General features: G+C 43.5%; 38 protein-coding genes. 22 read left to right on the top strand and 16 right to left on the bottom strand.

All coding sequences use genetic code 11. The features are described 5' to 3' along the window. Positions 1 to 3: 3 nt before the first annotated feature. A complete protein-coding gene (gene gatC / locus K6984_RS09175; protein WP_221895255.1) occupies positions 4 to 291 on the bottom strand; it encodes an Asp-tRNA(Asn)/Glu-tRNA(Gln) amidotransferase subunit GatC in 288 nt (95 codons plus the stop codon). A 490-nt stretch (positions 292 to 781) separates the two neighbouring features. Between gatC and K6984_RS09170 the strand changes: the two genes are divergently transcribed. From K6984_RS09170 to rodA, 5 genes are read left to right on the top strand one after another with little or no spacing between them, the layout of a single operon-like run. After that, positions 782 to 1,825: a rod shape-determining protein gene (locus K6984_RS09170; RefSeq protein WP_221895254.1), complete on the top strand. Its 1,044-nt coding sequence runs from the start codon at positions 782 to 784 to the stop codon at positions 1,823 to 1,825. Positions 1,826 to 1,852: 27 nt separating this feature from the next. Beyond that, positions 1,853 to 2,725: a rod shape-determining protein MreC gene (mreC, locus tag K6984_RS09165; RefSeq protein WP_263458702.1), complete on the top strand. Its 873-nt coding sequence runs from the start codon at positions 1,853 to 1,855 to the stop codon at positions 2,723 to 2,725. Between the two features lie 25 nt (positions 2,726 to 2,750). Further along, complete coding sequence (gene mreD / locus K6984_RS09160) at positions 2,751 to 3,191, top strand: rod shape-determining protein MreD (RefSeq protein WP_230987991.1); 441 nt, start codon at positions 2,751 to 2,753, stop codon at positions 3,189 to 3,191. After that, positions 3,191 to 5,074 carry a penicillin-binding protein 2 gene (gene mrdA / locus K6984_RS09155; RefSeq protein ID WP_221895253.1) on the top strand — a complete coding sequence of 628 codons (1,884 nt, stop codon included), beginning with the start codon at positions 3,191 to 3,193 and terminating at the stop codon, positions 5,072 to 5,074. Before mreD ends, mrdA begins: the two co-directional genes overlap by 1 nt. Further along, positions 5,071 to 6,204 carry a rod shape-determining protein RodA gene (gene rodA, locus K6984_RS09150; protein WP_221895252.1) on the top strand — a complete coding sequence of 378 codons (1,134 nt, stop codon included), beginning with the start codon at positions 5,071 to 5,073 and terminating at the stop codon, positions 6,202 to 6,204. Before mrdA ends, rodA begins: the two co-directional genes overlap by 4 nt. Before the next feature lie 651 nt (positions 6,205 to 6,855). Here rodA and K6984_RS09145 read toward each other — a convergent pair. Next, entirely contained in the window at positions 6,856 to 7,020 is a 165-nt protein-coding gene (locus K6984_RS09145) for a hypothetical protein (RefSeq protein WP_221895251.1), read from the bottom strand. Further along, positions 6,966 to 7,502, bottom strand: a complete 537-nt coding sequence (locus tag K6984_RS09140) for an Hpt domain-containing protein (RefSeq protein ID WP_221895250.1) — start codon at positions 7,500 to 7,502, stop codon at positions 6,966 to 6,968. Before K6984_RS09140 ends, K6984_RS09145 begins: the two co-directional genes overlap by 55 nt. Positions 7,503 to 7,522: 20 nt before the next feature. On the opposite strand from K6984_RS09140, the gene K6984_RS09135 reads away from it, so the two are divergent. Continuing rightward, the gene (locus K6984_RS09135) at positions 7,523 to 7,666 is read left to right on the top strand and encodes a hypothetical protein (RefSeq protein WP_221895249.1); all 144 of its coding nucleotides are present in this window, start codon (positions 7,523 to 7,525) and stop codon (positions 7,664 to 7,666) included. Here the strand turns inward: K6984_RS09135 and K6984_RS09130 are convergent. Together K6984_RS09130 and K6984_RS33005 are read right to left on the bottom strand one after the other, a co-directional pair. Next, the gene (locus tag K6984_RS09130; protein ID WP_221895248.1) at positions 7,603 to 7,782 is read right to left on the bottom strand and encodes a hypothetical protein; all 180 of its coding nucleotides are present in this window, start codon (positions 7,780 to 7,782) and stop codon (positions 7,603 to 7,605) included. The two genes, K6984_RS09135 and K6984_RS09130, sit on opposite strands and share 64 nt — an antisense overlap. Before the next feature lie 27 nt (positions 7,783 to 7,809). Then, positions 7,810 to 7,938: a hypothetical protein gene (locus K6984_RS33005; RefSeq protein WP_263458596.1), complete on the bottom strand. Its 129-nt coding sequence runs from the start codon at positions 7,936 to 7,938 to the stop codon at positions 7,810 to 7,812. On the opposite strand from K6984_RS33005, the gene K6984_RS09125 reads away from it, so the two are divergent. Both K6984_RS09125 and K6984_RS09120 read left to right on the top strand, forming a co-directional pair. After that, positions 7,902 to 8,294: a hypothetical protein gene (locus tag K6984_RS09125; protein ID WP_221895247.1), complete on the top strand. Its 393-nt coding sequence runs from the start codon at positions 7,902 to 7,904 to the stop codon at positions 8,292 to 8,294. The genes K6984_RS33005 and K6984_RS09125 overlap by 37 nt on opposite strands. Then, a complete protein-coding gene (locus K6984_RS09120) occupies positions 8,291 to 9,073 on the top strand; it encodes a transposase (RefSeq protein ID WP_221895246.1) in 783 nt (260 codons plus the stop codon). Before K6984_RS09125 ends, K6984_RS09120 begins: the two co-directional genes overlap by 4 nt. Before the next feature lie 607 nt (positions 9,074 to 9,680). On the opposite strand, the gene K6984_RS09115 is transcribed toward K6984_RS09120, so the two are convergent. The 3 genes from K6984_RS09115 to K6984_RS09110 are packed head-to-tail and all read right to left on the bottom strand — an operon-like array spanning position 9,681 to position 10,657. Then, the gene (locus tag K6984_RS09115; RefSeq protein WP_221895245.1) at positions 9,681 to 9,842 is read right to left on the bottom strand and encodes a hypothetical protein; all 162 of its coding nucleotides are present in this window, start codon (positions 9,840 to 9,842) and stop codon (positions 9,681 to 9,683) included. Between the two features lie 27 nt (positions 9,843 to 9,869). Continuing rightward, positions 9,870 to 9,998, bottom strand: a complete 129-nt coding sequence (locus K6984_RS33000; RefSeq protein WP_263458596.1) for a hypothetical protein — start codon at positions 9,996 to 9,998, stop codon at positions 9,870 to 9,872. Further along, positions 9,947 to 10,657: a transposase gene (locus tag K6984_RS09110; RefSeq protein ID WP_221895244.1), complete on the bottom strand. Its 711-nt coding sequence runs from the start codon at positions 10,655 to 10,657 to the stop codon at positions 9,947 to 9,949. The genes K6984_RS33000 and K6984_RS09110 overlap by 52 nt, the downstream gene beginning before the upstream one ends. A gap of 12 nt (positions 10,658 to 10,669) precedes the next feature. Between K6984_RS09110 and K6984_RS09105 the strand changes: the two genes are divergently transcribed. From K6984_RS09105 to dapD, 3 genes are all read left to right on the top strand, one after another. After that, complete coding sequence (locus K6984_RS09105) at positions 10,670 to 10,882, top strand: hypothetical protein (RefSeq protein ID WP_221895243.1); 213 nt, start codon at positions 10,670 to 10,672, stop codon at positions 10,880 to 10,882. 215 nt (positions 10,883 to 11,097) lie between these two features. After that, a complete protein-coding gene (gene dapC / locus K6984_RS09100; RefSeq protein ID WP_221895242.1) occupies positions 11,098 to 12,288 on the top strand; it encodes a succinyldiaminopimelate transaminase in 1,191 nt (396 codons plus the stop codon). Between the two features lie 7 nt (positions 12,289 to 12,295). Next, positions 12,296 to 13,114, top strand: a complete 819-nt coding sequence (dapD, locus tag K6984_RS09095; RefSeq protein WP_221895367.1) for a 2,3,4,5-tetrahydropyridine-2,6-dicarboxylate N-succinyltransferase — start codon at positions 12,296 to 12,298, stop codon at positions 13,112 to 13,114. A gap of 98 nt (positions 13,115 to 13,212) precedes the next feature. Here dapD and K6984_RS09090 read toward each other — a convergent pair whose 3' ends face one another. The 3 genes from K6984_RS09090 to K6984_RS32990 form a co-directional block, all read right to left on the bottom strand. Continuing rightward, positions 13,213 to 13,437, bottom strand: a complete 225-nt coding sequence (locus K6984_RS09090) for a hypothetical protein (RefSeq protein ID WP_221895241.1) — start codon at positions 13,435 to 13,437, stop codon at positions 13,213 to 13,215. Positions 13,438 to 13,952: 515 nt separating this feature from the next. Further along, positions 13,953 to 14,084 (bottom strand): hypothetical protein, encoded by a 132-nt coding sequence (locus tag K6984_RS32995; RefSeq protein ID WP_263458689.1) that lies wholly within the window; start codon positions 14,082 to 14,084, stop codon positions 13,953 to 13,955. 27 nt (positions 14,085 to 14,111) lie between these two features. Beyond that, positions 14,112 to 14,240, bottom strand: coding sequence for a hypothetical protein (locus K6984_RS32990; protein WP_263458596.1), 129 nt, complete (start codon positions 14,238 to 14,240; stop codon positions 14,112 to 14,114). Between the two features lie 31 nt (positions 14,241 to 14,271). On the opposite strand from K6984_RS32990, the gene K6984_RS09085 reads away from it, so the two are divergent. From K6984_RS09085 to K6984_RS32985, 3 genes are all read left to right on the top strand, one after another. Continuing rightward, positions 14,272 to 14,574 (top strand): hypothetical protein, encoded by a 303-nt coding sequence (locus K6984_RS09085; protein ID WP_221895240.1) that lies wholly within the window; start codon positions 14,272 to 14,274, stop codon positions 14,572 to 14,574. A gap of 71 nt (positions 14,575 to 14,645) precedes the next feature. Beyond that, positions 14,646 to 15,830 carry a transposase gene (locus K6984_RS09080; RefSeq protein ID WP_221895239.1) on the top strand — a complete coding sequence of 395 codons (1,185 nt, stop codon included), beginning with the start codon at positions 14,646 to 14,648 and terminating at the stop codon, positions 15,828 to 15,830. An 18-nt stretch (positions 15,831 to 15,848) separates the two neighbouring features. After that, positions 15,849 to 15,977: a hypothetical protein gene (locus K6984_RS32985; protein WP_263458596.1), complete on the top strand. Its 129-nt coding sequence runs from the start codon at positions 15,849 to 15,851 to the stop codon at positions 15,975 to 15,977. Positions 15,978 to 16,515: 538 nt separating this feature from the next. Here the strand turns inward: K6984_RS32985 and K6984_RS09075 are convergent. After that, the gene (locus tag K6984_RS09075) at positions 16,516 to 16,734 is read right to left on the bottom strand and encodes a hypothetical protein (RefSeq protein ID WP_221895238.1); all 219 of its coding nucleotides are present in this window, start codon (positions 16,732 to 16,734) and stop codon (positions 16,516 to 16,518) included. A 27-nt stretch (positions 16,735 to 16,761) separates the two neighbouring features. Then, a complete protein-coding gene (locus K6984_RS32980) occupies positions 16,762 to 16,890 on the bottom strand; it encodes a hypothetical protein (RefSeq protein ID WP_263458596.1) in 129 nt (42 codons plus the stop codon). Positions 16,891 to 17,401: 511 nt separating this feature from the next. Between K6984_RS32980 and K6984_RS36065 the strand changes: the two genes are divergently transcribed. Next, complete coding sequence (locus tag K6984_RS36065; protein ID WP_420831653.1) at positions 17,402 to 17,566, top strand: diguanylate cyclase domain-containing protein; 165 nt, start codon at positions 17,402 to 17,404, stop codon at positions 17,564 to 17,566. Between the two features lie 143 nt (positions 17,567 to 17,709). On the opposite strand, the gene K6984_RS32975 is transcribed toward K6984_RS36065, so the two are convergent. Beyond that, complete coding sequence (locus K6984_RS32975; RefSeq protein WP_263458596.1) at positions 17,710 to 17,838, bottom strand: hypothetical protein; 129 nt, start codon at positions 17,836 to 17,838, stop codon at positions 17,710 to 17,712. Between K6984_RS32975 and K6984_RS09065 the strand changes: the two genes are divergently transcribed. The 3 genes from K6984_RS09065 to dapE are packed head-to-tail and all read left to right on the top strand — an operon-like array spanning position 17,802 to position 19,726. Continuing rightward, positions 17,802 to 18,215 carry a GGDEF domain-containing protein gene (locus tag K6984_RS09065; RefSeq protein ID WP_221895237.1) on the top strand — a complete coding sequence of 138 codons (414 nt, stop codon included), beginning with the start codon at positions 17,802 to 17,804 and terminating at the stop codon, positions 18,213 to 18,215. The two genes, K6984_RS32975 and K6984_RS09065, sit on opposite strands and share 37 nt — an antisense overlap. A 12-nt stretch (positions 18,216 to 18,227) precedes the next feature. Beyond that, entirely contained in the window at positions 18,228 to 18,569 is a 342-nt protein-coding gene (locus K6984_RS09060; RefSeq protein ID WP_221895236.1) for an ArsC family reductase, read from the top strand. Continuing rightward, positions 18,566 to 19,726 (top strand): succinyl-diaminopimelate desuccinylase, encoded by a 1,161-nt coding sequence (gene dapE, locus K6984_RS09055; RefSeq protein WP_221895235.1) that lies wholly within the window; start codon positions 18,566 to 18,568, stop codon positions 19,724 to 19,726. Before K6984_RS09060 ends, dapE begins: the two co-directional genes overlap by 4 nt. Positions 19,727 to 19,928: 202 nt before the next feature. Here the strand turns inward: dapE and K6984_RS09050 are convergent, their stop codons facing one another. Together K6984_RS09050 and K6984_RS32970 are read right to left on the bottom strand one after the other, a co-directional pair. Beyond that, complete coding sequence (locus K6984_RS09050) at positions 19,929 to 20,108, bottom strand: hypothetical protein (protein ID WP_221895234.1); 180 nt, start codon at positions 20,106 to 20,108, stop codon at positions 19,929 to 19,931. A 27-nt stretch (positions 20,109 to 20,135) separates the two neighbouring features. Beyond that, entirely contained in the window at positions 20,136 to 20,264 is a 129-nt protein-coding gene (locus tag K6984_RS32970; protein ID WP_263458596.1) for a hypothetical protein, read from the bottom strand. Positions 20,265 to 20,342: 78 nt separating this feature from the next. On the opposite strand from K6984_RS32970, the gene K6984_RS09045 reads away from it, so the two are divergent. The 4 genes from K6984_RS09045 to K6984_RS09030 all read left to right on the top strand — a co-directional run bounded on the left by K6984_RS09045 (position 20,343) and on the right by K6984_RS09030 (position 24,275). Further along, the gene (locus K6984_RS09045) at positions 20,343 to 20,849 is read left to right on the top strand and encodes a hypothetical protein (protein ID WP_221895233.1); all 507 of its coding nucleotides are present in this window, start codon (positions 20,343 to 20,345) and stop codon (positions 20,847 to 20,849) included. Then, positions 20,825 to 21,640 carry a transposase gene (locus K6984_RS09040; RefSeq protein WP_221895232.1) on the top strand — a complete coding sequence of 272 codons (816 nt, stop codon included), beginning with the start codon at positions 20,825 to 20,827 and terminating at the stop codon, positions 21,638 to 21,640. Before K6984_RS09045 ends, K6984_RS09040 begins: the two co-directional genes overlap by 25 nt. Positions 21,641 to 21,786: 146 nt before the next feature. Next, positions 21,787 to 23,514, top strand: coding sequence for a DUF481 domain-containing protein (locus K6984_RS09035; RefSeq protein ID WP_221895231.1), 1,728 nt, complete (start codon positions 21,787 to 21,789; stop codon positions 23,512 to 23,514). A 293-nt stretch (positions 23,515 to 23,807) separates the two neighbouring features. Further along, entirely contained in the window at positions 23,808 to 24,275 is a 468-nt protein-coding gene (locus tag K6984_RS09030) for a hypothetical protein (protein WP_221895230.1), read from the top strand. Positions 24,276 to 24,284 lie beyond the last annotated feature (9 nt).

Raw genomic sequence — 24,284 nt, 5'->3', positions numbered from 1 at the left:
TCCTTATTCGATAACTTTAGGCACAAGAAACAAGCCTGCCTCAACTTGCGGAGCAATAGCTTGAAAGACCTCACGTTGGCAGGTTTCGGTGACTTGATCCGGCCGTAAGCGCTGTGCCTGATCCAGTGGGTGCGCCATAGGCGCAACGTTATCGGTATCAATAGTACTCATTTGCGCAACGAGCTCCAGCATGCCTGATAAATCTCTGGCATAGGACTCGGTATCCTGGGCATCAATTCCCAGACGTGCTAAATAGGCAATTTTATTAACATCATCAGCTGTTAATGTCATTTTTACTCCACTAAACTATAGGGTTCTTAGGTGATTGTCGGAAAAGAACATACCAGATGCGCAGGATTTTTGTTTGTCTTCAAGGCGCGATAATAGGCACATAGTCATTCTATGTAACTGCTGTCGCAACGCAGAAGACGGACAAAAAGACCAGTAAGTTGGTATATTCTTTGACAGAAATCACCTTAACTGTGTTCTTTCACCTTTTGGACCTGTGTTTCTGGCTCGATCATGGTGAATAACGCAATATGATACTTTATATACTTAGCGCGGTCACGGTTGCGGGATTTATGGTGGGCTGGTTTTAACCGGGAGCAAGGCGCTGAAATAGACGCATAGCTGGCTACGTAACTGTTTCAGTAATGCTTCTATCAGCGTAAAAACAGCAGCTAGAAAAGCGCAACTGTAACCGCGCGAAGTATCTCTTGCCCAAATACCACATTGATTGTTAAAGTAACAATATTTTCTATGTGTTCAGGAACAGGAATTAATGTTTAATAAAATACGCGGTATATTTTCTAATGATTTATCGATTGATTTAGGAACCGCTAATACACTTATTTATATGCCCGGACAAGGTATTGTCCTTAATGAACCCTCTGTAGTCGCCATTAAAGAAGATAGGGTTCGCGGCTCTAAAATGATTGCTGCAGTTGGTGCCGATGCAAAATTAATGTTAGGTCGCACACCCGGTAACATCACCGCTATTCGCCCGTTAAAAGATGGTGTGATTGCTGATTTTGCAGTTACTGAGCGCATGTTGCGTGAATTTATTAAAAAGGTACATGAAAACAAATTTTTTCGTCCCAGTCCTCGTGTTCTGATCTGTGTGCCTTGTGGCTCTACCCAGGTTGAACGACGTGCAATTCGAGAGTCTGCCGCGATGGCGGGTGCACGTGAGGTGTATCTAATAGAAGAACCTATGTCAGCAGCGATTGGCGCAGGTATGCCGGTTGATGAGGCGCATGGTTCTATGGTTCTGGATATCGGCGGTGGTACTTCCGAGGTGGCGATTATCTCGTTGAATGGTATTGTTTATTCTGCTTCGGTAAGAATCGGAGGCGATCGCTTTGATGAGGCGATTATTAATTATGTACGTAGAAATTACGGTACATTAATTGGCGAAGCGACAGCTGAACGGATTAAGCATGAAATTGGTACCGCATATCCGGGTAGTGAAATTATGGAGATTGAAGTTAAAGGACGTAATTTAGCAGAGGGTGTGCCACGCGGATTTACCCTAAATAGCAATGAAATTTTAGAAGCCTTGCAGGAGCCTTTATCGGGTATTGTCGGAGCTGTAAAAGTCGCACTGGAACAAACGCCACCAGAATTAGGTGCTGATGTTGCAACGCGCGGTATTGTATTAACCGGCGGCGGGGCTTTATTAAAAGATATCGACCGGCTGATTTCCGAAGAAACAGGTTTACCTGTTTATATCGCGGATGACCCATTAACCTGTGTTGCCCGGGGAGGCGGTATGGTGCTGGAAAAGCTGGATGAAAAAGGGCTGTCTGCATTTTCTTTAGAATAATCTCATTATTCAACCGGATAAACGACCATAAAACTTTTATTTGCCACTGGCCCATCGATAAATACGCGATTTCTTATCGTCATGCTATTGTCTATTGCACTGATTGCAGTGGATCACAAGAGTGATACCCTAAAGCCCTTGCGTGATCTGTTGTCGGTATTTGTTTATCCGATTCAGAGTGCTGTAAACCTGCCTTCCAGCGTGTTTAATAATGCGGTTGCTTCGTTCAAAAGCTATACGCAATTGCTTAGCGAGAATCAGGAACTCAAAAAGCAGCACTTGATTAATAGTGCGAAATTATTAAAATTTGCAGATCTAGAGAAAGAAAATATACGCCTGCGTTCATTACTGGATAGTTCATTTAAGTTAGGTGAACAGGTGCTGGTAGCGGAGTTATTATCCGTTAATCTTGCGCCTTATGAGCATGTCGTTGTGGTCAACAAAGGTAGTCGATTCGGGATCTCTAAAGGACAGGCGGTGCTAGATGAGAATGGTATAGTCGGTCAGGTTGCCAAAGCCTTGCCATTAAGCTCTGAAATTATTCTAATCACTGACCCTAATCACGCCATTCCGGTGCAGGTGAATCGTAATGGCTTGCATACTATTGCCATAGGTAGTGGTCATTTAAATAAACTGAACCTGCCATTTTTACCGAATAATGCCGATATAGTTCCGGGTGACTTATTAATAACTTCGGGACTGGGTGGGGTATTTCCACGGGGCTATCCTGTGGCTGTGGTGAGTTCTTTTATAGAACAGCCGGATAAGCCGTTTGCAATTATTCAGGCAGAGCCAAGCGCCGCGTTAAATACCAGTCGAGAATTGTTAATCGTGTGGAATAATGATCAGGTTATTCCACTAAGCAAGCAAGTTATTGTCGAAGAAAATGGTACAGAGTAGGCAAGAAACCATACTGGGCTATTGGTTGACAATTATTTTTGCGATGGCTTTAACGATTATTCCCTGGTCTACTCCCGCCTTATATTTGGCGCCAGACTGGGTGTTACTGGTGTTAATCTACTGGGCACTAGCCAACCCAGAGTCAGCGGGGGTAGGTAAAGCCTGGTTTGTCGGTTTGCTAGTGGATGTTTTGACCGGGCAGTTACTGGGGCAGTATGCACTCGCCTATGCCGCCAGCATCTATTTATGCATTAAACAACATAAACGGATCCGGCATAACCCTCTAATTCAGCAGAGCTTATTTGTCTTCCTTATCTTATTGACTGCGCAGATTATTATCTTTTTAGTTGAGCGGGTTAACGGTCAAGCTATGCCTATGCAATTCTGGTTACCAGTCTTGAGCGGCGGGTTTGTCTGGCCGGTGATCTTAATGCTGATGCATAAATTACGTCTGTTTTCCTCCTAATGCGTCGACACCAGGCTATAAAAGATAGTTTTTTAGAGAACCGTATTTTTCTCAGTAGAACGGTCGTTCTCTTTATCTTAATGCTGTTATTGATCAGTGGCCTGATTGCACGGCTGATTTATCTGCAGGTGGCAGGGCATAGCCGGTATCACGGTATGGCAACAAATAACCGTATTAAAGTCACCTCGGTACCCCCTACGCGCGGCATTATCTATGATAAAAATGGCCTAATTCTAGCTGAAAATTTACCATCGTATAGCCTGGAAATTATTCCTGAGCAAATTGATGATATGGATGATACGCTACTGCGACTGCAACTAGCGCTGGCGATTCCCGAAGAGAAAATCGAGTCATTTAAAAAACATAGAAAGCGCTATAAGCACTTCGATAGTATTCCCTTATTAATGCAACTGAGTAATACCGATGTTGCCAGATTTGCAGTACTCAGACATACCTTTCCTGGTGTAGATATACATGCGCGCCTGATACGCCACTACCCCTATGCGGAATTAACCGCGCATGTGGTGGGCTATGTCGGGCGTATTAACGAGCAAGAGATAAAAGTAATCCCTGCAGCCGAGTACCGCTCTATCCACACCATTGGTAAAATCGGCGTCGAGCGTGCCTACGAAGATGTGCTGCGCGGTCATGCAGGTTATTCAGAAATAGAAACCAACGCGCAGGGTAAACCCATTAACGAGCTAGGTAAGATTGAGCCGATTCCGGGCGCCGATGTTTATTTGACCCTGGATGTTGCCTTGCAAAAGGTGGCCTACGATGCTCTAGCTGAATATAATGGCGCAGTAGTTGCGCTAGATCTTGAGACGGGCGGTGTGCTGGTACAGGTGAGCAAGGCCAGCTTTAATCCGAATTTATTTGTCTCAGGTATTAGTCATACTGATTATAACGCGCTTAATAGCTCTAAAAATAAGCCGTTATTTGACCGGGTACTACGGGGGCAATATCCGCCCGGTTCAACTTTAAAGCCATTTATCGGTCTGGCAGGTCTGGAGTATAAAATCACTAATATGCATCAGACTTTGTTTTGCCCCGGGTATTATCAGTTACCCAATAAATCGCATAAATATCGGGACTGGAAAAAATGGGGGCATGGCAAGGTTAATTCAGATATTGCCATTACTCAATCCTGTGATGTGTATTTTTATGATCTGTCACTGGCTTTAGGTATCGATAAAATATCTAGTTTTTTACATAAATTTGGCTTTGGTCAGAGAACGGGGATTGACTTAAAGGGCGAGAAGTCTGGATTATTGCCTTCACGTGAATGGAAACGGGTTAATCGCGAGCAAGCCTGGTTCCAGGGGGAAACACTGATTACTGGTATAGGCCAGGGGTTCACTCAGGTCACGCCGCTTCAATTAGCGCGGGCTACAGCAACACTTGCGAAGCAGGGACAAATTGTCACTCCGTATATCGCAGAACGAATTATTGACGAAGGTCGTGAAATAGAGGTTAAACATCCGGCGCAAAAAAATATACAACTAAAACCTAAAAATGTGCAGGATATTATCGGCGCGATGGTACATGTTGTGCATTCGCCTAGAGGAACGGCAAAGCGTATCGCCAAAGGTATTGATTATCAGATAGCGGGTAAAACCGGTACTGCACAGGTTTATACCGTTAAGCAGGATGAAGAATATAATGAACAGGACATTGCATTCAATATGCGTGATCATGCCTTGTTTATTGCCTTCGCCCCGGCTAATAATCCCAAGATTGCAGTAGCGGTCATCGCTGAGCATGGAAGCCATGGTAGCTCGGTGGCAGCGCCCATTGCGGCAGCTGTGATTAAACAATATCTGGCAGAAAAGAGTGGGCTATTAGATGAATATCCGGCAAAACAATCGAGAAAACACGAATGAAGGTAGAACTCAGAGCTGAGCAATTTAAAGAACACTCTTTAATTGGCAGCTTATTGCGCAAATTACATATTGATATTCCGCTTTTAATCGGGTTGCTATTACTGTTGACATTAAGCTTTATGATGCTGTACAGCACGGGTAATAAGGAAACTGCCTTACTGATACGGCAATCGGCTCGCATGGGAGTTGCTGGAGTATTAATGATAGTTCTGGCGCACGTGGATCCGCGTCAGTTTCAGCGCTTTTCAATTCTTTTGTACAGTGTGGGTGTGATACTGCTGGTAGCTGTTTTACTCGTTGGTGATGTAGGCAAAGGGGCGCAGCGCTGGCTGGATTTAGGTGTATTCCGTTTTCAGCCTTCGGAAATGATTAAAATCACCACGCCGATGATGATTGCCTGGTACTTGTCAGGGCATGAGATTCCACCAAAATGGAGTCATATTCTAATTGCCAGCGGTTTCATTTTAATTCCGACGATATTAATTGTTCGCGAGCCAGACCTTGGAACCTCGTTGTTAGTGGCAAGTTCTGGCGCATCTGTACTGTACTTTGCAGGTTTATCCTGGCGTTTTTTGCTCACCAGTGCCTTCAGTCTGGCTGCGCTTGCGCCAGTGTATTGGCAATTTTTTATGCGTGAATATCAAAAGGATCGGGTGTTGACCTTTTTAAATCCAGAGGCGGATCCGATGGGTAAGGGCTATCATATTATTCAGTCGAAGATAGCGATTGGCTCAGGTGGGGTTTACGGTAAAGGCTGGCAAGGTAATACCCAGTCACAACTGGACTTTCTGCCGGAAAGTTCGACTGATTTTATTTTCGCAGTGTTTGCTGAAGAATTTGGTTTATTGGGTTGCCTGGGTTTATTGGCGGTGTATATCTATATTATTGCCCGGGGATTTTATATCGCAGTACAGGCGCAGGATACCTATGGCCGCTTACTCGCCGGTAGCCTGGTTTGTACGTTTTTTGTGTACGCCTTTGTCAATATCGGCATGGTGATCGGGATTCTGCCGGTGGTCGGTATACCGCTACCTTTAATCAGCTATGGCGGAACTTCTATGGTAACCCTGTTTGCCGGCTTTGGTATCTTGATGTCGATCCATACGCATAAGAAAATTCTGCCTAGTTGATTTGCTTATCCATCAATTTACACTTATGCGATTGAGTACAAGGTTCCTACCGAATGATCTCGATGCGGTATGCTCTTATTCATGATGTAGCGGATTCCAAAGCGAGTGAGGGCTGCACCATGATGGATGATGGACAAAGGTTGATGCTCATGCAAATTGAGCCCTCCTGTCATGGCGGTAATAATCACGTAAAATCTGTGTTGTCTGAGGCCATAATGGGCAGGTTTTTATTTTGGCTACCTTGCTCAGTAGCCGTATCTGGAAGTGCCGGATAAATTGGGCATCCGTGATTTATAGATCAATAATTTCTTGCACACGGGCGCCCGTGTTAAACATCATGGCAGTAATGCATAATTCCGCCGCCCCAGAGCTGTCGAGCGATCGATGCATTCTAAAATGACCTTGATCTCCTCATAATCAAAGTAGTTGATGGCAGCCAAAGATGCACGCTTGAATCTAGAAACGGTAGTTGAGCACAGATTTATTCACAAAACTGCGAAGCAGAGGACACTCACCCAACAGGAGACAAATACATGGAGGAGCAGCTCTGCTGTGAGTGGCTTCGGTAAGCAGAGCTTATTAATCATACAAGCGAGAACTTTCGAGTTTTTCGTGTCTTTCGAGGTTAGACTACTAGTAATCAGTATGGCCTCAGGCTAATTTCTCCAGCATCGCCTTAGCAATGTCTATTGCTTCATCATAAGCGTATTGCTCGATCAGCTTTTCCAGTTGTTTAAGTTCGCTTGCCCCAGCAGTGCCAGCTAATAGATCAATAATTTCCTCCAGCACATCAACGGCATCAGCATCATCATCCATAAGCAAAGCGAGCAGTTTTTATACAAAGAAATAAGTTTTCCCGTATTGACTTTTTTAATACTGGCTGTTGCTATCTCTGGCTCTGATTGAAGTTGCTCCAGACTTTCCAGTACAGGCGTTAAAGTTGCTGCTACGGTAGTTAGTAAGTCCTCTATTTGCTTATTATCCAGTTTTTCTTTGCAGGCTAGTTCCAGAGCCTGAGCTGCTTTTTGTATTTCATGCGCAGCTATATTTCCAGCAACACCTTTTAAGGTATGAGCAACACGCGTTGCGGCATCGGCATCATCGCTTAATTGTGCTTGCTGGAATTTTTCAGTAAAGTCCTGCTCGCTGTGCATAAATTTAAGTAATAAGCGGCGATACAGTTTTCTGTTTCCCTCATCAGTGTTCCCATTGAAAGAAGAAGTACCTAAACAAAGCAGCCTATAACCTACCTGAAGGTAGCACCACTCGAATATTTCCATCTTTTTGATTTTAATCACCTCATAAACGGATATCACCCATGCTTAAAGACCTACCACTCTCTGAACATATTCACCAACACTGCAATGAAAGTATGGAACGTGCCCTGTTAGCAGAGCGTCATCCTTTGTGGGCTCGTTCATGCCCAGAGTTGAAGGATATCGACTTTATTCGCCTTCGCTGAAAATCCTGGAAACGGAGCTTTAGCGAAGTGAAGATTTTTAGTCCGCGATAGCCGTAGGGCCGTTGTTTTGTCGGAGTCTGAGCGTTAGCGAAGGTGGAGACAAAATAAAAGGCCATCCGACACGGCGTCAAGTCATTTGGAGCCTATGTTCCGACCCCTTGTTGGGTCGGGACGAGGTGACGAGGACGAATCGGGGCCGCCGGAGGCATAAGTGGTCGCGTTAAGTTTTTGCTGCTTGCTTGGGCTGGGATGCCCAAAACAAGCTTTCGCAAAAATAGCGACTCCCCGAGGGTTATTACGCTGTATCAGTGTAGTTGATAGTGGTCGCCATTTTCTCCAAACCAATGAACAGATTTATGGCCAGCTGCTTCCCCACTCAACGTATTTTAAATCACTGAAGTCGCATAGACGAACAAGTATGCTTGAGGCATTTGAACAGCAGAGCTATCATCTTCACTCTGAAACACTGCTATCGCAAGACATTGATTATCTTAAAGCATTCCCGGAACTTGACGAATACACCATAGAAGCAGCGGATGGACATTTTATTGATCATGCCTGCCATACTGAAAAAAACAGCAATGGGAAAGTTTATGCGGCCGGGGGTGGGGGGGGATTTACGCGTTGAATCTCAGAGGTGGGTTGCTCAGATTTCTTTGTCTGGTGACAAACGAAACTCAGAGACATCAAGAAATACCTGTGTTACGAGATCATATTGAAAAGCAAAACAAGGGAAATAACAGCTCTCAGAAACATCTCTATGTCTACGATAAAGCCGTCACCGACTTTGTCTGGTGGGATCGGCAGAAACGACATGCTAATTACATGATTTCAATGCTAAAAGAAAATTCAATTGCGACTCTGGTTGAGTCTATCCCTTTTGACTCCCGCCATGAGATCAATACAGGGGTTGAAGCATACAGTGTGTACGAAAACAAGGGCATCAAATTTAACGTGGTGGATTACCGTGATCCAGAAACCGGAAAACTTCACCGGTTTGTGACAACCTTGCCAATGACTATTAACCCTGGAACCATTGCCATGCTGTATTTCAAGCGATGGACGATTGAAAAGACATTCAATAACACTAAAAGTAATTTCAAGGAAACTAAAGCTTGGTCTTCCAATACCCGCTCACTTGAAAATCAAATGCGCCTGACTGCAATGAGCTATAATTTAATGCGCGTGTTTGAAGAGATTTCGAAAACACAACAGCCAGAATTGATTCATCCATCGGATAAAAAATATAGCGAGGCTCTGGAGATAAGGCAGCAACAGGCTCAAAAACGAGATCGTTTTGTGAATCCATTATTTTTCCAGGCAAGAATATCTCGTATCAGCTCGTATACCATTCGGGCAGTTCAAAACGCAATAATAACAGGAATGTCTTTCGGTTGCAGGAAATAAATGGCAAAAATGTTTGCCGCTGCCTATTTTAGCTGCTGATTGAAAACCGCCCAGACGTAATTGTCCTCCACCTATGTTGATAAAGCAATTATCGCCATGGTCTACGCCCACATGTGCAAATAGCTTAGGCATAAAAACAAGGTTTAAGATGAGAAGAGTAATAATTAGAAAAAGAAGACGATTAGGCATCTGTCATAATTGAATGCTATTAAAGGTAGGAAGTTGCTGGGTAGCGGAGCAATAAAATCATACAAGATACGCATACCTGCAGGAGTAAAAAAGCCTTAGCTTTTTGCTAACTGAAGTTTCCCAATTATTGAGTAGCTGAAATACACAATGCTGGTGTATCGAGGTTTATTTTAGGTGGTTTTGCCATGTTTATAGCAAACCCCTACTTAATTCCCCTTAGGCAATAGCATTTGAAACGAATGAAAAGACTATTCTTTTCATATAGTTGCAGCATAGTTTCAATTTTACCATAAATAATTATTGGGAAACTTCAGTTTGCTAATAACAGCAATAGCTAAAGCTATTGCACTCCTTTAAATTGAAAAGCTAACACTCGATGTTCAAGTTTTTCCATCCCATTGCCATCAAACTCTTACCTTCACCCAGCAGAACAATACTTTAATGATGCTGTTGGCCCTCGCTGAAAATCCTGGAAACGGAGCTTTAGCGAAGTGAAGATTTTTAGTCCGCGATAGCCGTAGGGCCGTTGTTTTGTCGGAGTCTGAGCGTTAGCGAAGGTGGAGACAAAATAAAAGGCCATCCGACACGGCGTCAAGTCATTTGGAGCCTATGTTCCGACCCCTTGTTGGGTCGGGACGAGGTGACGAGGACGAATCGGGGCCGCCGGAGGCATAAGTGGTCGCGTTAAGTTTTTGCTGCTTGCTTGGGCTGGGATGCCCAAAACAAGCTTTCGCAAAAATAGCGACTCCCCGAAGCGGCTTCGTCCATAAAGGCTTTTTCACCATACAGCGCATCAGCCAGTACGCCTTTAATTTTAATCAGGCTATGCGCAACTTTAAACTCTTTTAATAAGCCTAATGCAATCTCTGTTTTGGTCGGGTAGGCACTGTCACGTTCAGGCTTAATAGGCCGATCTTTTTTTGCTATACCGCTCTTTTTCAACCGTTTATCTTCTTTATCCCACTGCTTTAAGGCTGGATCCGGCATATAAAAGAAAAAACCGACAGGCACTGTAATGGATGAGGTAACTAGCAGCAATAATACTATCGTTTGTCCATTAACATACCCGCCGGAGCCTTTGTGTTTCTGCTTGTAAACCTTATAAATACGTTTTGTAGACTTAGATCGTGCTCGGTCTGATTCATCAAAGGCCAACACACCTTCAGTAATGCCATAACGTTTTAAAATTAAGACCACACTCACCCGTAGCAAACAGTCCCAGGGTATACTTGCTTTACGAAACACCCAGGATAATGCGGCTACCGCTGTCAGCCCCGGACGGGCTGATAATCTCCAGAAGGCGCAGGGAAATTTGCCAATCCGAAGTGCGCGATAGCGCGCGAGGGAGGCTAAAATTTTATCCCGAATAGCCGTAGAGCCATTTGTGGTAGCCATGACTGAGCTGCTTTGTGCTCAGTCTGTGGCGGACGCAGGGCGGCTGTAGCATCTCCTATTCGCTGCGTAGGTGAACGAATTACGGCGACAGGAGTCCCGGAATTTCGTGAGGTAGCATGGCGCGCCTGTTTGCAATCTCCAAGGCTTGCTCGCTCAAACTTAGCCCAGCAAACAAAGTTCATTAGCAGTATGCCCGTTAAACAAGTGCCCAACCAAGCGGCTTGAATCCGTGTCAAAGTGGCTGGGGCATTCATTAACATGGGCTTACACCGATAAAATTACAACAACCTCAGAATACCTGATTTTACCTTCTCAATATCAAAAACTTGAACATCGAGTAACAGTTATTTTACCGTTTTTTGAAATATGTATTATGATTTTTTAAAAATAGCTACTGCTCATGATAGAATGCTCGGTTACTAAACATTTACGCACCTTGAATGAATCCACATTTAACCCAATTACATCCCTATCCTTTTGAGAAGTTAGCGCAACTAAAACAAGGTTTTGTGCCGCCAGCGGATAAAGTGCATATTGCCCTGTCAATAGGCGAGCCGAAACACGCAACTCCCGATGTAATAGCTAAGGCGTTAGTAGAAAATATTGCTGCATTAGGTCGTTATCCAACAACCAAAGGATTGCCTGAACTACGTGGAGCAATAAGCGAGTGGCTAGCCAGGCGCTTTGATGTGGATATCGATCCCGAAACACAGGTGTTGCCCGTTAATGGCACACGCGAAGCTTTATTTGCATTTGCACAATGTGTGCTTGATGGTCGGGAAAATGCGCGGGTATTAATGCCCAACCCGTTTTATCAGATTTATGAAGGCGCGGCTTTATTAGCCGGGGCAGAGCCTTATTATTTGCACACCCTGGAAGGTAATCAATATTTGCCCGATTTTGCTAGCGTGTCTGCCGAGACCTGGCAGGCTTGTCAATTATTGTATATTTGCTCCCCGGGTAACCCAACCGGGGAGATTATCGATCAGGCTACGCACCAGAAATTAATCAAGCTGGCACTGCAATATGATTTTGTGATTGCTTCGGATGAATGCTATAGCGAAATTTACGCAGATGAAAACCAGCCACCGCAAGGCTTATTACAATCTGCTGATGCTATGGGACATAGCAGTTATAAAAATTGCGTTATATTTCACAGCTTATCCAAACGCTCCAATGCGCCGGGCTTAAGGTCTGGCTTTGTCGCGGGTGATGCGAATATTTTAAGCAAATTGTTTAAATATCGTACCTATCATGGTTGTGCAATGTCCGTACCCACTCAATATGCCAGTATTGCTGGCTGGCAGGATGAGCAACATGTGCTGCAGAACCGACAGTTTTATCGTGATAAGTTCAAGGTTGTTATTGAGATCCTGTCTGAGGTTTGTGAGGTTAGACAACCACCGGCGAGTTTTTATCTGTGGCTGAAAACGACGCTTGATGACGCTGAGTTTGCACAGCAGTTATTTGCTCAGCAAAATATTACTGTATTGCCTGGTAGTTATTTATCCCGTGAAGCAGGTGGGGTGAATCCAGGAAAAAATCATGTACGCATGGCTTTAGTCGCACCGGTACCAGAGTGTATAGAGGCCGCGCATCGAATTAAAAATTTTATTAACTCTTTAATATAGAAAAATGATGAACCAATTAGAAAAAATTATTAACCAGGCCTTTGACAATCGCGCTGAAATTTCACCAACGACTGTGTCAGATGAAGTGCGTAATGCAGTCAAAGACTCAATTAATTTATTAGACTCTGGTCAGGCGCGTGTTGCAGATAAAAACAGTGGCGAATGGGTGGTTAATCAATGGTTAAAGAAAGCAGTGTTGTTGTCTTTCAGAATTAATGAAAACCGTGTGATGGATGGTGGGGCAACGCGTTACTACGATAAAGTGGAAACTAAATTTGCTTCTTACACGCCGGAAGACTTTTCCGAAGCAGGTGTGCGGGTGGTGCCTAATGCCGTGGCTCGTCATGGATCCTACGTTGCGCCGGGTGCCATCTTAATGCCTTCATACGTTAATATCGGTGCCTATGTAGGTGGTGGCACGATGGTTGATACCTGGGTCACTGTAGGTTCATGTGCACAAATTGGTGAAAATGTGCATTTATCGGGTGGTGTGGGTATTGGTGGTGTGTTAGAACCATTACAGGCGGGCCCGACAATTATTGAAGACAACTGTTTTATCGGCGCACGCTCTGAAATTGTTGAAGGCGTTGTGGTTGAGGAAGGTTCGGTTATATCCATGGGTGTTTATATCGGCCAAAGCACTAAAATCTTTAACCGTATGACCGGTGAGATAACTTATGGGCGTATCCCCGCTGGTTCAGTAGTCGTTTCTGGAAACTTGCCGGCAAAAGATGGAACACATAGCTTGTATTGCGCAGTGATTATTAAGCATGCGGATGAAAAAACGCGCAGCAAAACGGAGATTAATGAATTATTGCGAGATTAATTAAAACTGAAGTTTCCCAATTATTGAGTAGCTGAAATACACAATGCTGGTGTATCGAGGTTTATTTTAGGTGGTTTTGCCATGTTTATAGCAAACCCCTACTTAATTCCCCCGCTGAAAATCATGGAAACGGAGCTTAGCGAAGTGGTGATTTTTAGTCCCTGATAGGCGACAGGGCAATTCGCTGATTCGACGTGTGCTAGCAGCACGCGAGAGGAGCAAGAATTGCATTCCGAATAGCCGTCCAGCCAGTGAGGTAGTAATGACGAAGCGGCTTTTGTGCGTAGTCGTTGCGGACGCAGGGCGTTCAGGGCATCTCCCATCCGCTGCGTAGGTGAACGAATTATGGCGACAGGAGTCCCGGAATTTCGTGAGGTAGCATGGCGCGCCTGTTAGGCAATAGCATTTGAAACGAATGAAAAGACTATTTTTTCATATAGTTGTAGCATAGTTTCAATTTTACCATAAATAATTATTGGGAAACTTCAGATTAAAATAATGTGGACTGGGTAAGATTTTTTTAAGTAGCTAATGACTATAATGACTGAAGTTTCCCAATTATTGAGTAGCTGAAATACACAATGCTGGTGTATCGAAGTTTATTTTAGGTGGTTTTGCCATGTTTATCATCAGTGTTCCCATTGAAAGAAGAAGTACCTAAACAAAGCAGCCTATAACCTACCTGAAGGTAGCACCACTCGAATATTTCCATCTTTTTGATTTTAATCACTTATAACAGCAAATAGACACTCTGTAGGCACCGTAAAAAAAACAACAAATAATTTCAAATAAAGCTTGCATTTGCCGAAAAAAAATTTTCTAAAAATTTCCGTTTTAATCACCTCATACGCTGAAAATCCTGGAAACGGAGCTTTAGCGAAGTGAAGATTTTTAGTCCGCGATAGCCGTAGGGCCGTTGTTTTGTCGGAGTCTGAGCGTTAGCGAAGGTGGAGACAAAATAAAAGGCCATCCGACACGGCGTCAAGTCATTTGGAGCCTATGTTCCGACCCCTTGTTGGGTCGGGACGAGGTGACGAGGACGAATCGGGGCCGCCGGAGGCATAAGTGGTCGCGTTAAGTTTTTGCTGCTTGCTTGGGCTGGGATGCCCAAAACAAGCTTTCGCAAAAATAGCGACTCCCCGAAACGGATATCACCCATGCTTAAAGACCTACCACTCTCTGAACATATTCACCAACACTGCAATGAAAGTATGGAACGTGCCCTGTTAGCAGAGCGTCATCCTTTGTGGGCTCGTTCATGCCCAGAGTTGAAGGATATCGACTTTATTCGCCTTGGGTTATTACGCTGTATCAGTGTAGTCGATAGTGGTCGCCATTTCCTCCAAACCAATGAACAGATTTATGGCCAGCTGCTTCCCCACTCAACCGCTGTCAGCCCCGGACGGGCTGATAGTCTCCAGAAGGCGCAGGGAAATTTGCCAATCCGAAGTGCGCGATAGCGCGCGAGGGAGGCTAAAATTTTATCCCGAATAGCCGTAGAGCCATTTGTGGTAGCCATGACTGAGCTGCTTTGTGCTCAGTCTGTGGCGGACGCAGGGCGGCTGGAGCATCTCCTATTCGCTGCGTAGGTGAACGAATTACGGCGACAGGAGTCCCGGAATTTCGTGAGGTAGCATGGCGCGCCTGGTATTTTAAATCACTGAAGTCGCATAGACGAACAAGTATGCTTGAGGCATTTGAACAGCAGAGCTATCATCTTCACTCTGAAACACTGCTATCGCAAGGCATTGATTATCTTAAAGCATTCCCGGAACTTGACGAATACACCATAGAAGCAGCGGATGGACATTTTATTGATCATACCTGCCATACTGAAAAAAACAGCAAGGGGAAAGTTTATGCGGCCGGGGGGATTTACGCGTTGAATCTCAGAAGTGGGTTGCTCAGATTTCTTTGTCTAGTGACAAACGGAACTCAGAGGCATCAAGAAATACCTGTGTTACGAGATCATATTGAAAAGCAAAACAAGGGAAATAACAGCTCTCAGAAACATCTCTATGTCTACGATAAAGCCGTCACCGACTTTGTCTGGTGGGATCGGCAGAAACGACATGCTAATTACATGATTTCAATGCTAAAAGAAAATTCAATTGCGACTCTGGTTGAGTCTATCCCTTTTGACTCCCGCCATGAGATCAATACAGGGGTTGAAGCATACAGTGTGTACGAAAACAAGGGCATCAAATTTAACGTGGTGGATTACCGTGATCCAGAAACCGGAAAACTTCACCGGTTTGTGACAACCTTGCCAATGACTATTAACCCTGGAACCATTGCCATGCTGTATTTCAAGCGATGGACGATTGAAAAGACATTCAATAACACTAAAAGTAATTTCAAGGAAACTAAAGCTTGGTCTTCCAATACCCGCTCACTTGAAAATCAAATGCGCCTGACTGCAATGAGCTATAATTTAATGCGCGTGTTTGAAGAGATTTCAAAAACACAACAGCCAGAATTGATTCATCCATCGGATAAAAAATATAGCGAGGCTCTGGAGATAAGGCAGCAACAGGCTCAAAAACGAGATCGTTTTGTGAATCCATTATTTTTCCAGGCAAGAATATCTCGTATCAGCTCGTATACCATTCGGGCAGTTCAAAACGCAATAATAACAGGAATGTCTTTACAGTGCTTTATGAGCTCTCTTGTGGCGAGGTTAGTTTTACCGCCTCAATTGATAGGGGAACACTGATTTGGGGAGTCGCTATTTTTGCGAAAGCTTGTTTTGGGCATCCCAGCCCAAGCAAGCAGCAAAAACTTAACGCGACCACTTATGCCTCCGGCGGCCCCGATTCGTCCTCGTCACCTCGTCCCGACCCAACAAGGGGTCGGAACATAGGCTCCAAATGACTTGACGCCGTGTCGGATGGCCTTTTATTTTGTCTCCACCTTCGCTAACGCTCAGACTCCGACAAAATAACGGCCCTACGGCTATCGCGGACTAAAAATCATCACTTCGCTTAGGCTCCGTTTCCCTGATTTTCAGCGGATGTTTATAACAAACCCCTACTTAATTCCCCTTAGGCAATAGCATTTGAAACGAATGAAAAGACTGTTTTTTTCATATAGTTGTAGCATAGTTTCAATTTTACCATAAATAATTATTGGGAAACTTCAGTATAATGATAATCGATATAAAATATTTTTTTATACCGGGATTTACTTAAATCCTTACCTAATCTACGCCAGTCACAGGATGCTTCAATGTCAGACACACTTTCTAGCAATGCTATTATTTATGCAATTCTTTCGTTAAACAGCGAAGTTGCTCTACAAAAAGAATACCTGGATTCCCCCGATATCTTGCCCGATGAACGGGAGAATGAAGAAGGCATTTTAGATGACTTAGAACAGGCTTTTATGGAGTTTGTCGGTTTTTATAAGTCTTGCCGAAAACAGGATAACGCATTACCTGAGTTAGATGAGTTATTGAATAGCCAGCTATAGTTTTTAGAGTCTATTCTTGTGCGCTGCCGCTGAAAATCCTGGAAACGGAGCTTTAGCGAAGTGAAGATTTTTAGTCCGCGATAGCCGTAGGGCCGTTGTTTTGTCGGAGTCTGAGCGTTAGCGAAGGTGGAGACAAAATAAAAGGCCATCCGACACGGCGTCAAGTCATTTGGAGCCTATGTTCCGACCCCTTGTTGGGTCGGGACGAGGTGACGAGGACGAATCGGGGCCGCCGGAGGCATAAGTGGTCGCGTTAAGTTTTTGCTGCTTGCTTGGGCTGGGATGCCCAAAACAAGCTTTCGCAAAAATAGCGACTCCCCGAGTTTATAGCAAACCCCTACTTAATTCCCCTTAGGCAATAGCATTTGAAACGAATGAAAAGACTGTTTTTTTTCATATAGTTGTAGCATAGTTTCAATTTTACCATAAATAATTATTGGGAAACTTCAGTTTAATAAAGCCATAGCCCAGTTAAGTGAACAGGAACGACGTGGCATTACTAATGAATGGATTGCGATTAAATATGAAACGGCGACTGATTATAAACTGTTGATAGGTGTGGTTAGCTCGTTAGTACTGATATTTATCTTTTTTCTGTATCACTACTGGCAGCTCAGGAAGTTTAATTGTCGCTTAAGACATTTATCGATTACTGATAAACTGAAGTTTCCCAATAATTATTTATGGTAAAATTGAAACTATGCTACAACTATATGAAAAAAAACAGTCTTTTCATTCGTTTCAAATGCTATTGCCTAAGGGGAATTAAGTAGGGGTTTGCTATAAACATGGCAAAACCACCTAAAATAAACCTCGATACACCAGCATTGTGTATTTCAGCTACTCAATAATTGGGAAACTTCAGCTGATAAATTAACCAATATAAATAATCGCATGAAGCTGGATCAACAGCTCAATGATGTAATGAATCTGGCGCAACGTTACCAACATGGATTTAGTATTATTTTAATCGACCGCTGAAAATCAGGGAAACGGAGCCTAAGCGAAGTGATGATTTTTAGTCCGCGATAGCCGTAGGGCCGTTATTTTGTCGGAGTCTGAGCGTTAGCGAAGGTGGAGACAAAATAAAAGGCCATCCGATACGGCGTCAAGTCATTTGGAGCCTATGTTCCGACCCCTTGTTGGGTCGGGACGAGGTGACGAGGACGAATCGGGGCCGCCGGAGGCATAAGTGGTCGCGTTAAGTTTTTGCTGCTTGCTTGGGCTGGGATGCCCAAAACAAGCTTTCGCAAAAATAGCGACTCCCCAAATTGATCATTTTAAACATATCAATGATGAGTACGGGCACCTGACCGGTGATTATGCAATAAAAACCCTGGCGCAGTTATTGAACAATAACATTTGCGCTGTGGATACCCTGGGCCGGTGGGGCGGAGAGGAATTTTTAATTATTTGCCCTGGGCAGACGATCGAAGGTGGGCGCTTGCTAGCTGAAAAATTACGTAAGATTGTTGATCAATATCAGTTCGATGTATTTTCTCACCTAAGCTGTGGCTTTGGAGTGGCTGCTTATAATCAAGATAAAAATGCTGATATTTTGCTAAAAAGAGCGGATAAGGCATTGTATGAGGCTAAAAGTCAGGGCCGCAACCAGGTTTTCACTAATTAACGATGATTAATAATGACTATTTTGTACGGTATAAAAAATTGCGATAGCGTAAAGAAGGCGCGCTTGTGGTTGGATAATCATGAGATAAGCTATCAATTTCATGATTATAGAGTTGCTGGGCTAAGCCCTGAGCAACTTGCTGTTTTTATTGAAAAGGCGGGGTGGGAAATGCTGTTAAATAGGCGCAGTACTAGCTGGCGGAAATTAACTGATCAGCAAAGAACTGACTTGAATGCGGAAAAAGCCGCTAGTTTGATGTTAAAAAATCTTACCTTAATCAAGCGCCCGGTGCTGGATAATGGTGAGCAATTACTGATTGGCTTTAATAGCGAAAAATACCAGACTTTATTATGAGTGATACCTTAACCTTACTTAAAGAACTTATCAGCCGTGAGTCGGTAACGCCTGAAGATGCGGGTTGCCAGGAATTATTAACTCAGCGCCTGGAGAACATTGGCTTTAAAGCAGAGCAACTGGACTTTGAGGACACTAAAAATCTATGGCTTAAACGCGGTAATAATAAACCGCTTTTTGTCTTTCTCGGGCATACCGATGTTGTTCCTACTGGGCCACTAGAGCAGTGGGATTCGCCACCGTTTATTCCTACTATCCGAGATAATCGCTTATATGGTCGTGGCGCTGCAGATATGAAAGGCGGCATCGCCTGTTTTGTCACTGCGGTTGAGCGCTTTATTGTAAAGTACCCGGATCATCAGGGCGCTATAGCGTTAATGATTACCAGCGATGAAGAAGGCCCTGCAACTAATGGCGTGGTCAAGGTCGTTGAGGTGTTAGAGCAGCGCAATGAAAAGATTGACTGGTGCCTGGTTGGCGAACCATCGAGTGACAAGCAAGTTGCCGATGTGATTCGTGTGGGTAGACGTGGATCCCTTTGCGCGAAATTAGTCGTTAAAGGTATTCAGGGGCATGTTGCTTACCCGGAAATAGCGAATAACCCTATTCATGGTTTTGCCCCTGCCTTACAGGCATTAACCGAAGAAGTTTGGGATAATGGTAATCAGTTTTTCCCGCCGACCAGCTTACAGGTATCCAATATCAATGGCGGCACCGGGGCAGAAAATATTATTCCCGGTGAGCTGGAGTTATTGTTTAATTTACGCTTTTGTACTGAACTGGATGAAGCGACCATCAAGCAGCGTGTGCTAGAGATATTTGACCGCTTTGACTTTGACTATGAAATTAGCTGGCGCTTGTCAGGCAATCCATTTTTAACCTCAGGCGGGGCGTTAATTGACGCGGCTCATGCAGCAATTAAACAAGTGACCGGCCTTGATACGCTGGATGATACTGGTGGGGGGACATCAGATGGGCGCTTTATTGCTCCAACAGGTGCAGAGGTAATTGAGCTGGGTCATTTGAATGAAAGTATCCATAAAATTAATGAAAACATTCTTGTTGCAGATTTGCAGCCCTTATCAGAAATTTATGAGCAGCTATTAGTCGAATTACTGATTAAAAAACTGAAGTTTCCCAATAATTATTTATGGTAAAATTGAAGCTATGCTACAACTATATGAAAAAAACAGTCTTTTCATTCGTTTCAAATGCTATTGCCTAAGGGGAATTAAGTAGGGGTTTGCTATAAACATCATCAGTGTTCCCATTGAAAGAAGAAGTACCTAAACAAAGCAGCCTATAACCTACCTGAAGGTAGCACCACTCGAATATTTCCATCTTTTTGATTTTAATCACTTATAACAGCAAATAGACACTCTGTAGGCACCGTAAAAGAACAACAAATAATTTCAAACGCTGAAAATCAGGGAAACGTAGCCTAAGCGAAGTGATGATTTTTAGTCCGCGATAGCCGTAGGGCCGTTGTTTTGTCGGAGTCTGAGCGTTAGCGAAGGTGGAGACAAAATAAAAGGCCATTCGACACGGCGTCAAGTCATTTGGAGCCTATGTTCCGACCCCTTGTTGGGTCGGGACGAGGTGACGAGGACGAATCGGGGCCGCCGGAGGCATAAGTGGTCGCGTTAAGTTTTTGCTGCTTGCTTGGGCTGGGATGCCCAAAACAAGCTTTCGCAAAAATAGCGACTCCCCGATAAAGCTTGCAATTGCCGAAAAAATTTTCCGTTTTAATCACCTCATAAACGGATATCACCCATGCTTAAAGACCTACCACTCTCTGAACATATTCACCAACACTGCAATGAAAGTATGGAACGTGCCCTGTTAGCAGAGCGTCATCCTTTGTGGTCTCGTTCATGCCCAGAGTTGAAGGATATCGACTTTATTCGCCTTGGGTTATTACGCTGTATCAGTGTAGTCGATAGTGGTCGCCATTTCCTCCAAACCAATGAACAGATTTATGGCCAGCTGCTTCCCCACTCAACGTATTTTAAATCACTGAAGTCGCATAGACGAACAAGTATGCTTGAGGCATTTGAACAGCAGAGCTACCATCTTCACTCTGAAACACTGCTATCGCAAGACATTGATTATCTTAAAGCATTACCGGAACTTGACGAATACACCATAGAAGCAGCGGATGGACATTTTATTGATCATGCCTGCCATACTGAAAAAAACAGCAAGGGGAAAGTTTATGCGGCCGGGGGGATTTACGCGTTGAATCTCAGAGTGGGTTGCTCAGATTTCTTTGTCTGGTGACAAACGGAACTCAGAGGCATCAAGAAATACCTGTGTTACGAGATCATATTGAAAAGCAAAACAAGGGAAATAACAGCTCTCAGAAACATCTCTATGTCTACGATAAAGCCGTCACCGACTTTGTCTGGTGGGATCGGCAGAAACGACATGCTAATTACATGATTTCAATGCTAAAAGAAAATTCAATTGCGACTCTGGTTGAGTCTATCCATTTTGACTCCCGCCATGAGATCAATACAGGGGTTGAAGCATACAGTGTGTACGAAAACAAGGGCATCAAATTTAACGTGGTGGATTACCGTGATCCAGAAACCGGAAAACTTCACCGGTTTGTGACAACCTTGCCAATGACTATTAACCCTGGAACCATTGCCATGCTGTATTTCAAGCGATGGACGATTGAAAAGACATTCAATAACACTAAAAGTAATTTCAAGGAAACTAAAGCTTGGTCTTCCAATACCCGCTCACTTGAAAATCAAATGCGCCTGACTGCAATGAGCTATAATTTAATGCGCGTGTTTGAAGAGATTTCAAAAACACAACAGCCAGAATTGATTCATCCATCGGATAAAAAATATAGCGAGGCTCTGGAGATAAGGCAGCAACAGGCTCAAAAACGAGATCGTTTTGTGAATCCATTATTTTTCCAGGCAAGAATATCTCGTATCAGCTCGTATACCATTCGGGCAGTTCAAAACGCAATAATAACAGGAATGTCTTTACAGTGCTTTATGAGCTCTCTTGTGGCGAGGTTAGTTTCACGGCCTCAATTGATAGGGGAACACTGATGATAAGCATGGCAAAACCACCTAAAATAAACCTCGATACACCAGCATTGCATATTTCAGCTACTCAATAATTGGGAAACTTCAGTTAAAAAATAACCCCTCCCTTTTTTGGGTACTAGTTTTAGCATAACAAATTTTAACCTCTAATGAACTATAAGCAACTCTTTCTCTTGCTAAGCACGCTATTAGCTTGCTTATCTGTATATGCACAGCCCATTCAATTCGCTAATGGCGATACCCTAGACGTTGAATTGAAGTGTCAGAAGGATAAGACGATTACCTTTTCTCACGCTATATTGGGTGAGCAAACGATTGACAAAGCTAAAATCCGTAATTTACAAGAGCTAAATCTTGAGCGCGTTATTAGATTTTCAGAAACGGAACTGAATGATCTTAAAATATTAAAAGCAGCTAAAATAGCAGTGACAGTCGCCAAAGACGGTGTGAGAAATGCTGAGGCAGACCTCGTTAGCGCTAAAAAAGCTGTTGATAATGCAGAAGAAAAAGATAAAGAAATAACCGAAGAAAAGCTGGTTCTCGCTGCAGATAAACTTGCCACTGATCAAGAGGGAGTTACGACTGCTGAAGATAATCTTAAGATGCTTAAGAAGACGGTAGTGGCTGAAGCAGAACTCGTGGTGGCAAAAAATAAGCTTAAAGTTGCCAAAGCGGAAGTGAAGGTAAATGAACTTACAGTTGAAGTTACTGAAGCTCAGGAAGATGCCGTTGAACAGCAAGAAATAATTGCAACAGGGGAAGAGCTGGCCTTGGCAGGCGAAAAATTTGTCGCTAGTCAAGCAGAGGTTAAGGTTTCTGAAGAAGAACTGAGGGTGGTTAGAACCGTTATAAAGGCCGACGATGACCCCGCAATTAATTTAGAAAGTCTCTTGGTTGCTGAGACTGAACCTAAAGGTGCTCAAGCAGAAGTTAATGTTGCCGAGGGAGAAGTTAAAGAGACTGAGCTGAATGCTAAGGTTGCAGCAACAGAAGAAAAACTGAATGAAGAGCCAGGGGTAGTCGTCACTAAGGAAAAACTTGAAATAGCCAAAGACAATGTCGATATTGCTGAAGAAAAAGTTGAAGTGGCGAAGCAAGAAGTTGAAGTTGCCGAAGATAATCTCAAACTCGCTAAAGGCGAAAAGGTTGATGATGGTTTACTCGGGACGGGTTGGTTTAAAGGTTGGGATAGTAGTCTTTCTGTAGGTTTGAGTGGGTCTTCAGGCTCATCGGTTAATAGTACGTTCCGAACAGCATTTAATACCCGTTATGAAGACAAAGAAGGACGTTGGGATTATAAGTCTTTTTATTTCCGTGATTCGGAAGATAAAGTAACGGGTGAAAATCAGGTCAATGCGACCCTGGTTAAAGACTGGTTTTTTGCAGATAGTAAGTGGTTTGCATTTGCCAGAGGCGTTTATGACTGGAATCAATTTAAAGACTGGAATCATCGAATCCAGTTTGGTGGAGGGCCTGGTTATCAGTTTGTTAAAGCGCCTACATGGGAACTTTCTGGAAGGATGGGTGCTACAATTATTACCGAGTTTTGCAAAACTCAATTTGATTCCGATGGTAACCCAATTATTGATTCTAATGGTAAGACAGTCGAAGACAATGTTGTCGGTTTTGAGGGGTTATTAGGTGCTGATGTCACCTGGCATATAACCGCTAAGCAGCACTTTAGTATTTCTAACTACTTTTATCCTAGCTTCACGGATAGCGGTCAATTTAGAAACCTGACAAACATCTCCTGGATACATTCCTTAGGCTGGTTTGAAGGCCTGGCATTGAAATTTGGCATACGTAACGAATATGATACCTCTGAAACAATTCCTAATGAATTTAACTATAACTTTTCAATACTTTGGGGGTTCTAAGTTATACTTCGCGCGGTGACGGATTTTATATCGAGTTGATTATGGTCGAAAGTAAGGAGCTGAAACAGGTGCATAGCAAGCTACGTAACTGTTTCAGCAACGCAGCTATCGGCAATCGGCCGTTAGAAAACTGCAACCGTAGCCGTGCGAGTATATATTAGGATATAAATATTATTTTTACAGGAAATTTAATGATGCAACAAAAAACAAAGGCCGGCTTAAAAGTTTTATTTAGCAGTTTATTCTTGTTAAGTTCTAGTGCATGTTCAATCTTTGCCCCGGCTGAGCCAGAAATGACTGATGCCGAAGCGTGTGTAAAATTACATGAGCTGATAGCTGATCATGCCGAAAATTTTAAGCAGTTTAGAGGGAGCCTAAAAAATACTGGCACTATAAGAAATATGCATAATATGCAAATCTGGAATGCAGAACGAGTGTTTCCCATGGCAAAGAACTGCCAGGTCTGGCAATGGAGTTCAGGCCTGACAAATTATTATTGCGGCTGGGATGAATCTGATCAACAAGATGCGAAAGCCAGCTTCAATCAAGGGGCTGAATTAGTCAATCAATGCCTGGGTAAGAAGTGGCATAGCAAGTTTACACGTACCACAAGCGGTGGTGAAAGTGCACTGTTCTATCAAAAAGGCGGCAAGACGGTGGTTTCTATACGCTATTTTAAAGAGTCACGAACTATTTCTGATAGCTGGATGAGCACTTTATATGTGGGTGATGAAAGTAATTTAAAGGTTAAAGTACAGTAAGCCCATGTA

It is taken from the genome of Bathymodiolus japonicus methanotrophic gill symbiont, from assembly GCF_019721995.1.
Classification (GTDB): Bacteria; Pseudomonadota; Gammaproteobacteria; order Methylococcales; family Methylomonadaceae; genus Methyloprofundus.
This window is presented reverse-complemented; position numbering and strand designations above follow the sequence as displayed.

Bases quoted from the DNA above. Each gene is read 5' to 3' on its own strand.
- gatC (WP_221895255.1), bottom strand. From the start codon at position 291: ATGACATTAACAGCTGATGATGTTAATAAAATTGCCTATTTAGCACGT.
- K6984_RS09170 (WP_221895254.1), top strand. From the start codon at position 782: ATGTTTAATAAAATACGCGGTATATTTTCTAATGATTTATCGATTGAT.
- mrdA (WP_221895253.1), top strand. From the start codon at position 3,191: ATGCGTCGACACCAGGCTATAAAAGATAGTTTTTTAGAGAACCGTATT.
- rodA (WP_221895252.1), top strand. From the start codon at position 5,071: ATGAAGGTAGAACTCAGAGCTGAGCAATTTAAAGAACACTCTTTAATT.
- K6984_RS09145 (WP_221895251.1), bottom strand. From the start codon at position 7,020: ATGGATGATGATGCTGATGCCGTTGATGTGCTGGAGGAAATTATTGAT.
- K6984_RS09135 (WP_221895249.1), top strand. From the start codon at position 7,523: ATGCTTAAAGACCTACCACTCTCTGAACATATTCACCAACACTGCAAT.
- K6984_RS09130 (WP_221895248.1), bottom strand. From the start codon at position 7,782: ATGGCCTTTTATTTTGTCTCCACCTTCGCTAACGCTCAGACTCCGACA.
- K6984_RS09115 (WP_221895245.1), bottom strand. From the start codon at position 9,842: ATGGCCTTTTATTTTGTCTCCACCTTCGCTAACGCTCAGACTCCGACA.
- K6984_RS09110 (WP_221895244.1), bottom strand. From the start codon at position 10,657: ATGGCTACCACAAATGGCTCTACGGCTATTCGGGATAAAATTTTAGCC.
- dapC (WP_221895242.1), top strand. From the start codon at position 11,098: ATGAATCCACATTTAACCCAATTACATCCCTATCCTTTTGAGAAGTTA.
- dapD (WP_221895367.1), top strand. From the start codon at position 12,296: ATGAACCAATTAGAAAAAATTATTAACCAGGCCTTTGACAATCGCGCT.
- K6984_RS09090 (WP_221895241.1), bottom strand. From the start codon at position 13,437: ATGGGAGATGCCCTGAACGCCCTGCGTCCGCAACGACTACGCACAAAA.
- K6984_RS32995 (WP_263458689.1), bottom strand. From the start codon at position 14,084: ATGGCCTTTTATTTTGTCTCCACCTTCGCTAACGCTCAGACTCCGACA.
- K6984_RS09085 (WP_221895240.1), top strand. From the start codon at position 14,272: ATGCTTAAAGACCTACCACTCTCTGAACATATTCACCAACACTGCAAT.
- K6984_RS09075 (WP_221895238.1), bottom strand. From the start codon at position 16,734: ATGGCCTTTTATTTTGTCTCCACCTTCGCTAACGCTCAGACTCCGACA.
- K6984_RS09060 (WP_221895236.1), top strand. From the start codon at position 18,228: ATGACTATTTTGTACGGTATAAAAAATTGCGATAGCGTAAAGAAGGCG.
- dapE (WP_221895235.1), top strand. From the start codon at position 18,566: ATGAGTGATACCTTAACCTTACTTAAAGAACTTATCAGCCGTGAGTCG.
- K6984_RS09050 (WP_221895234.1), bottom strand. From the start codon at position 20,108: ATGGCCTTTTATTTTGTCTCCACCTTCGCTAACGCTCAGACTCCGACA.
- K6984_RS09045 (WP_221895233.1), top strand. From the start codon at position 20,343: ATGCTTAAAGACCTACCACTCTCTGAACATATTCACCAACACTGCAAT.
- K6984_RS09035 (WP_221895231.1), top strand. From the start codon at position 21,787: ATGAACTATAAGCAACTCTTTCTCTTGCTAAGCACGCTATTAGCTTGC.
- K6984_RS09030 (WP_221895230.1), top strand. From the start codon at position 23,808: ATGACTGATGCCGAAGCGTGTGTAAAATTACATGAGCTGATAGCTGAT.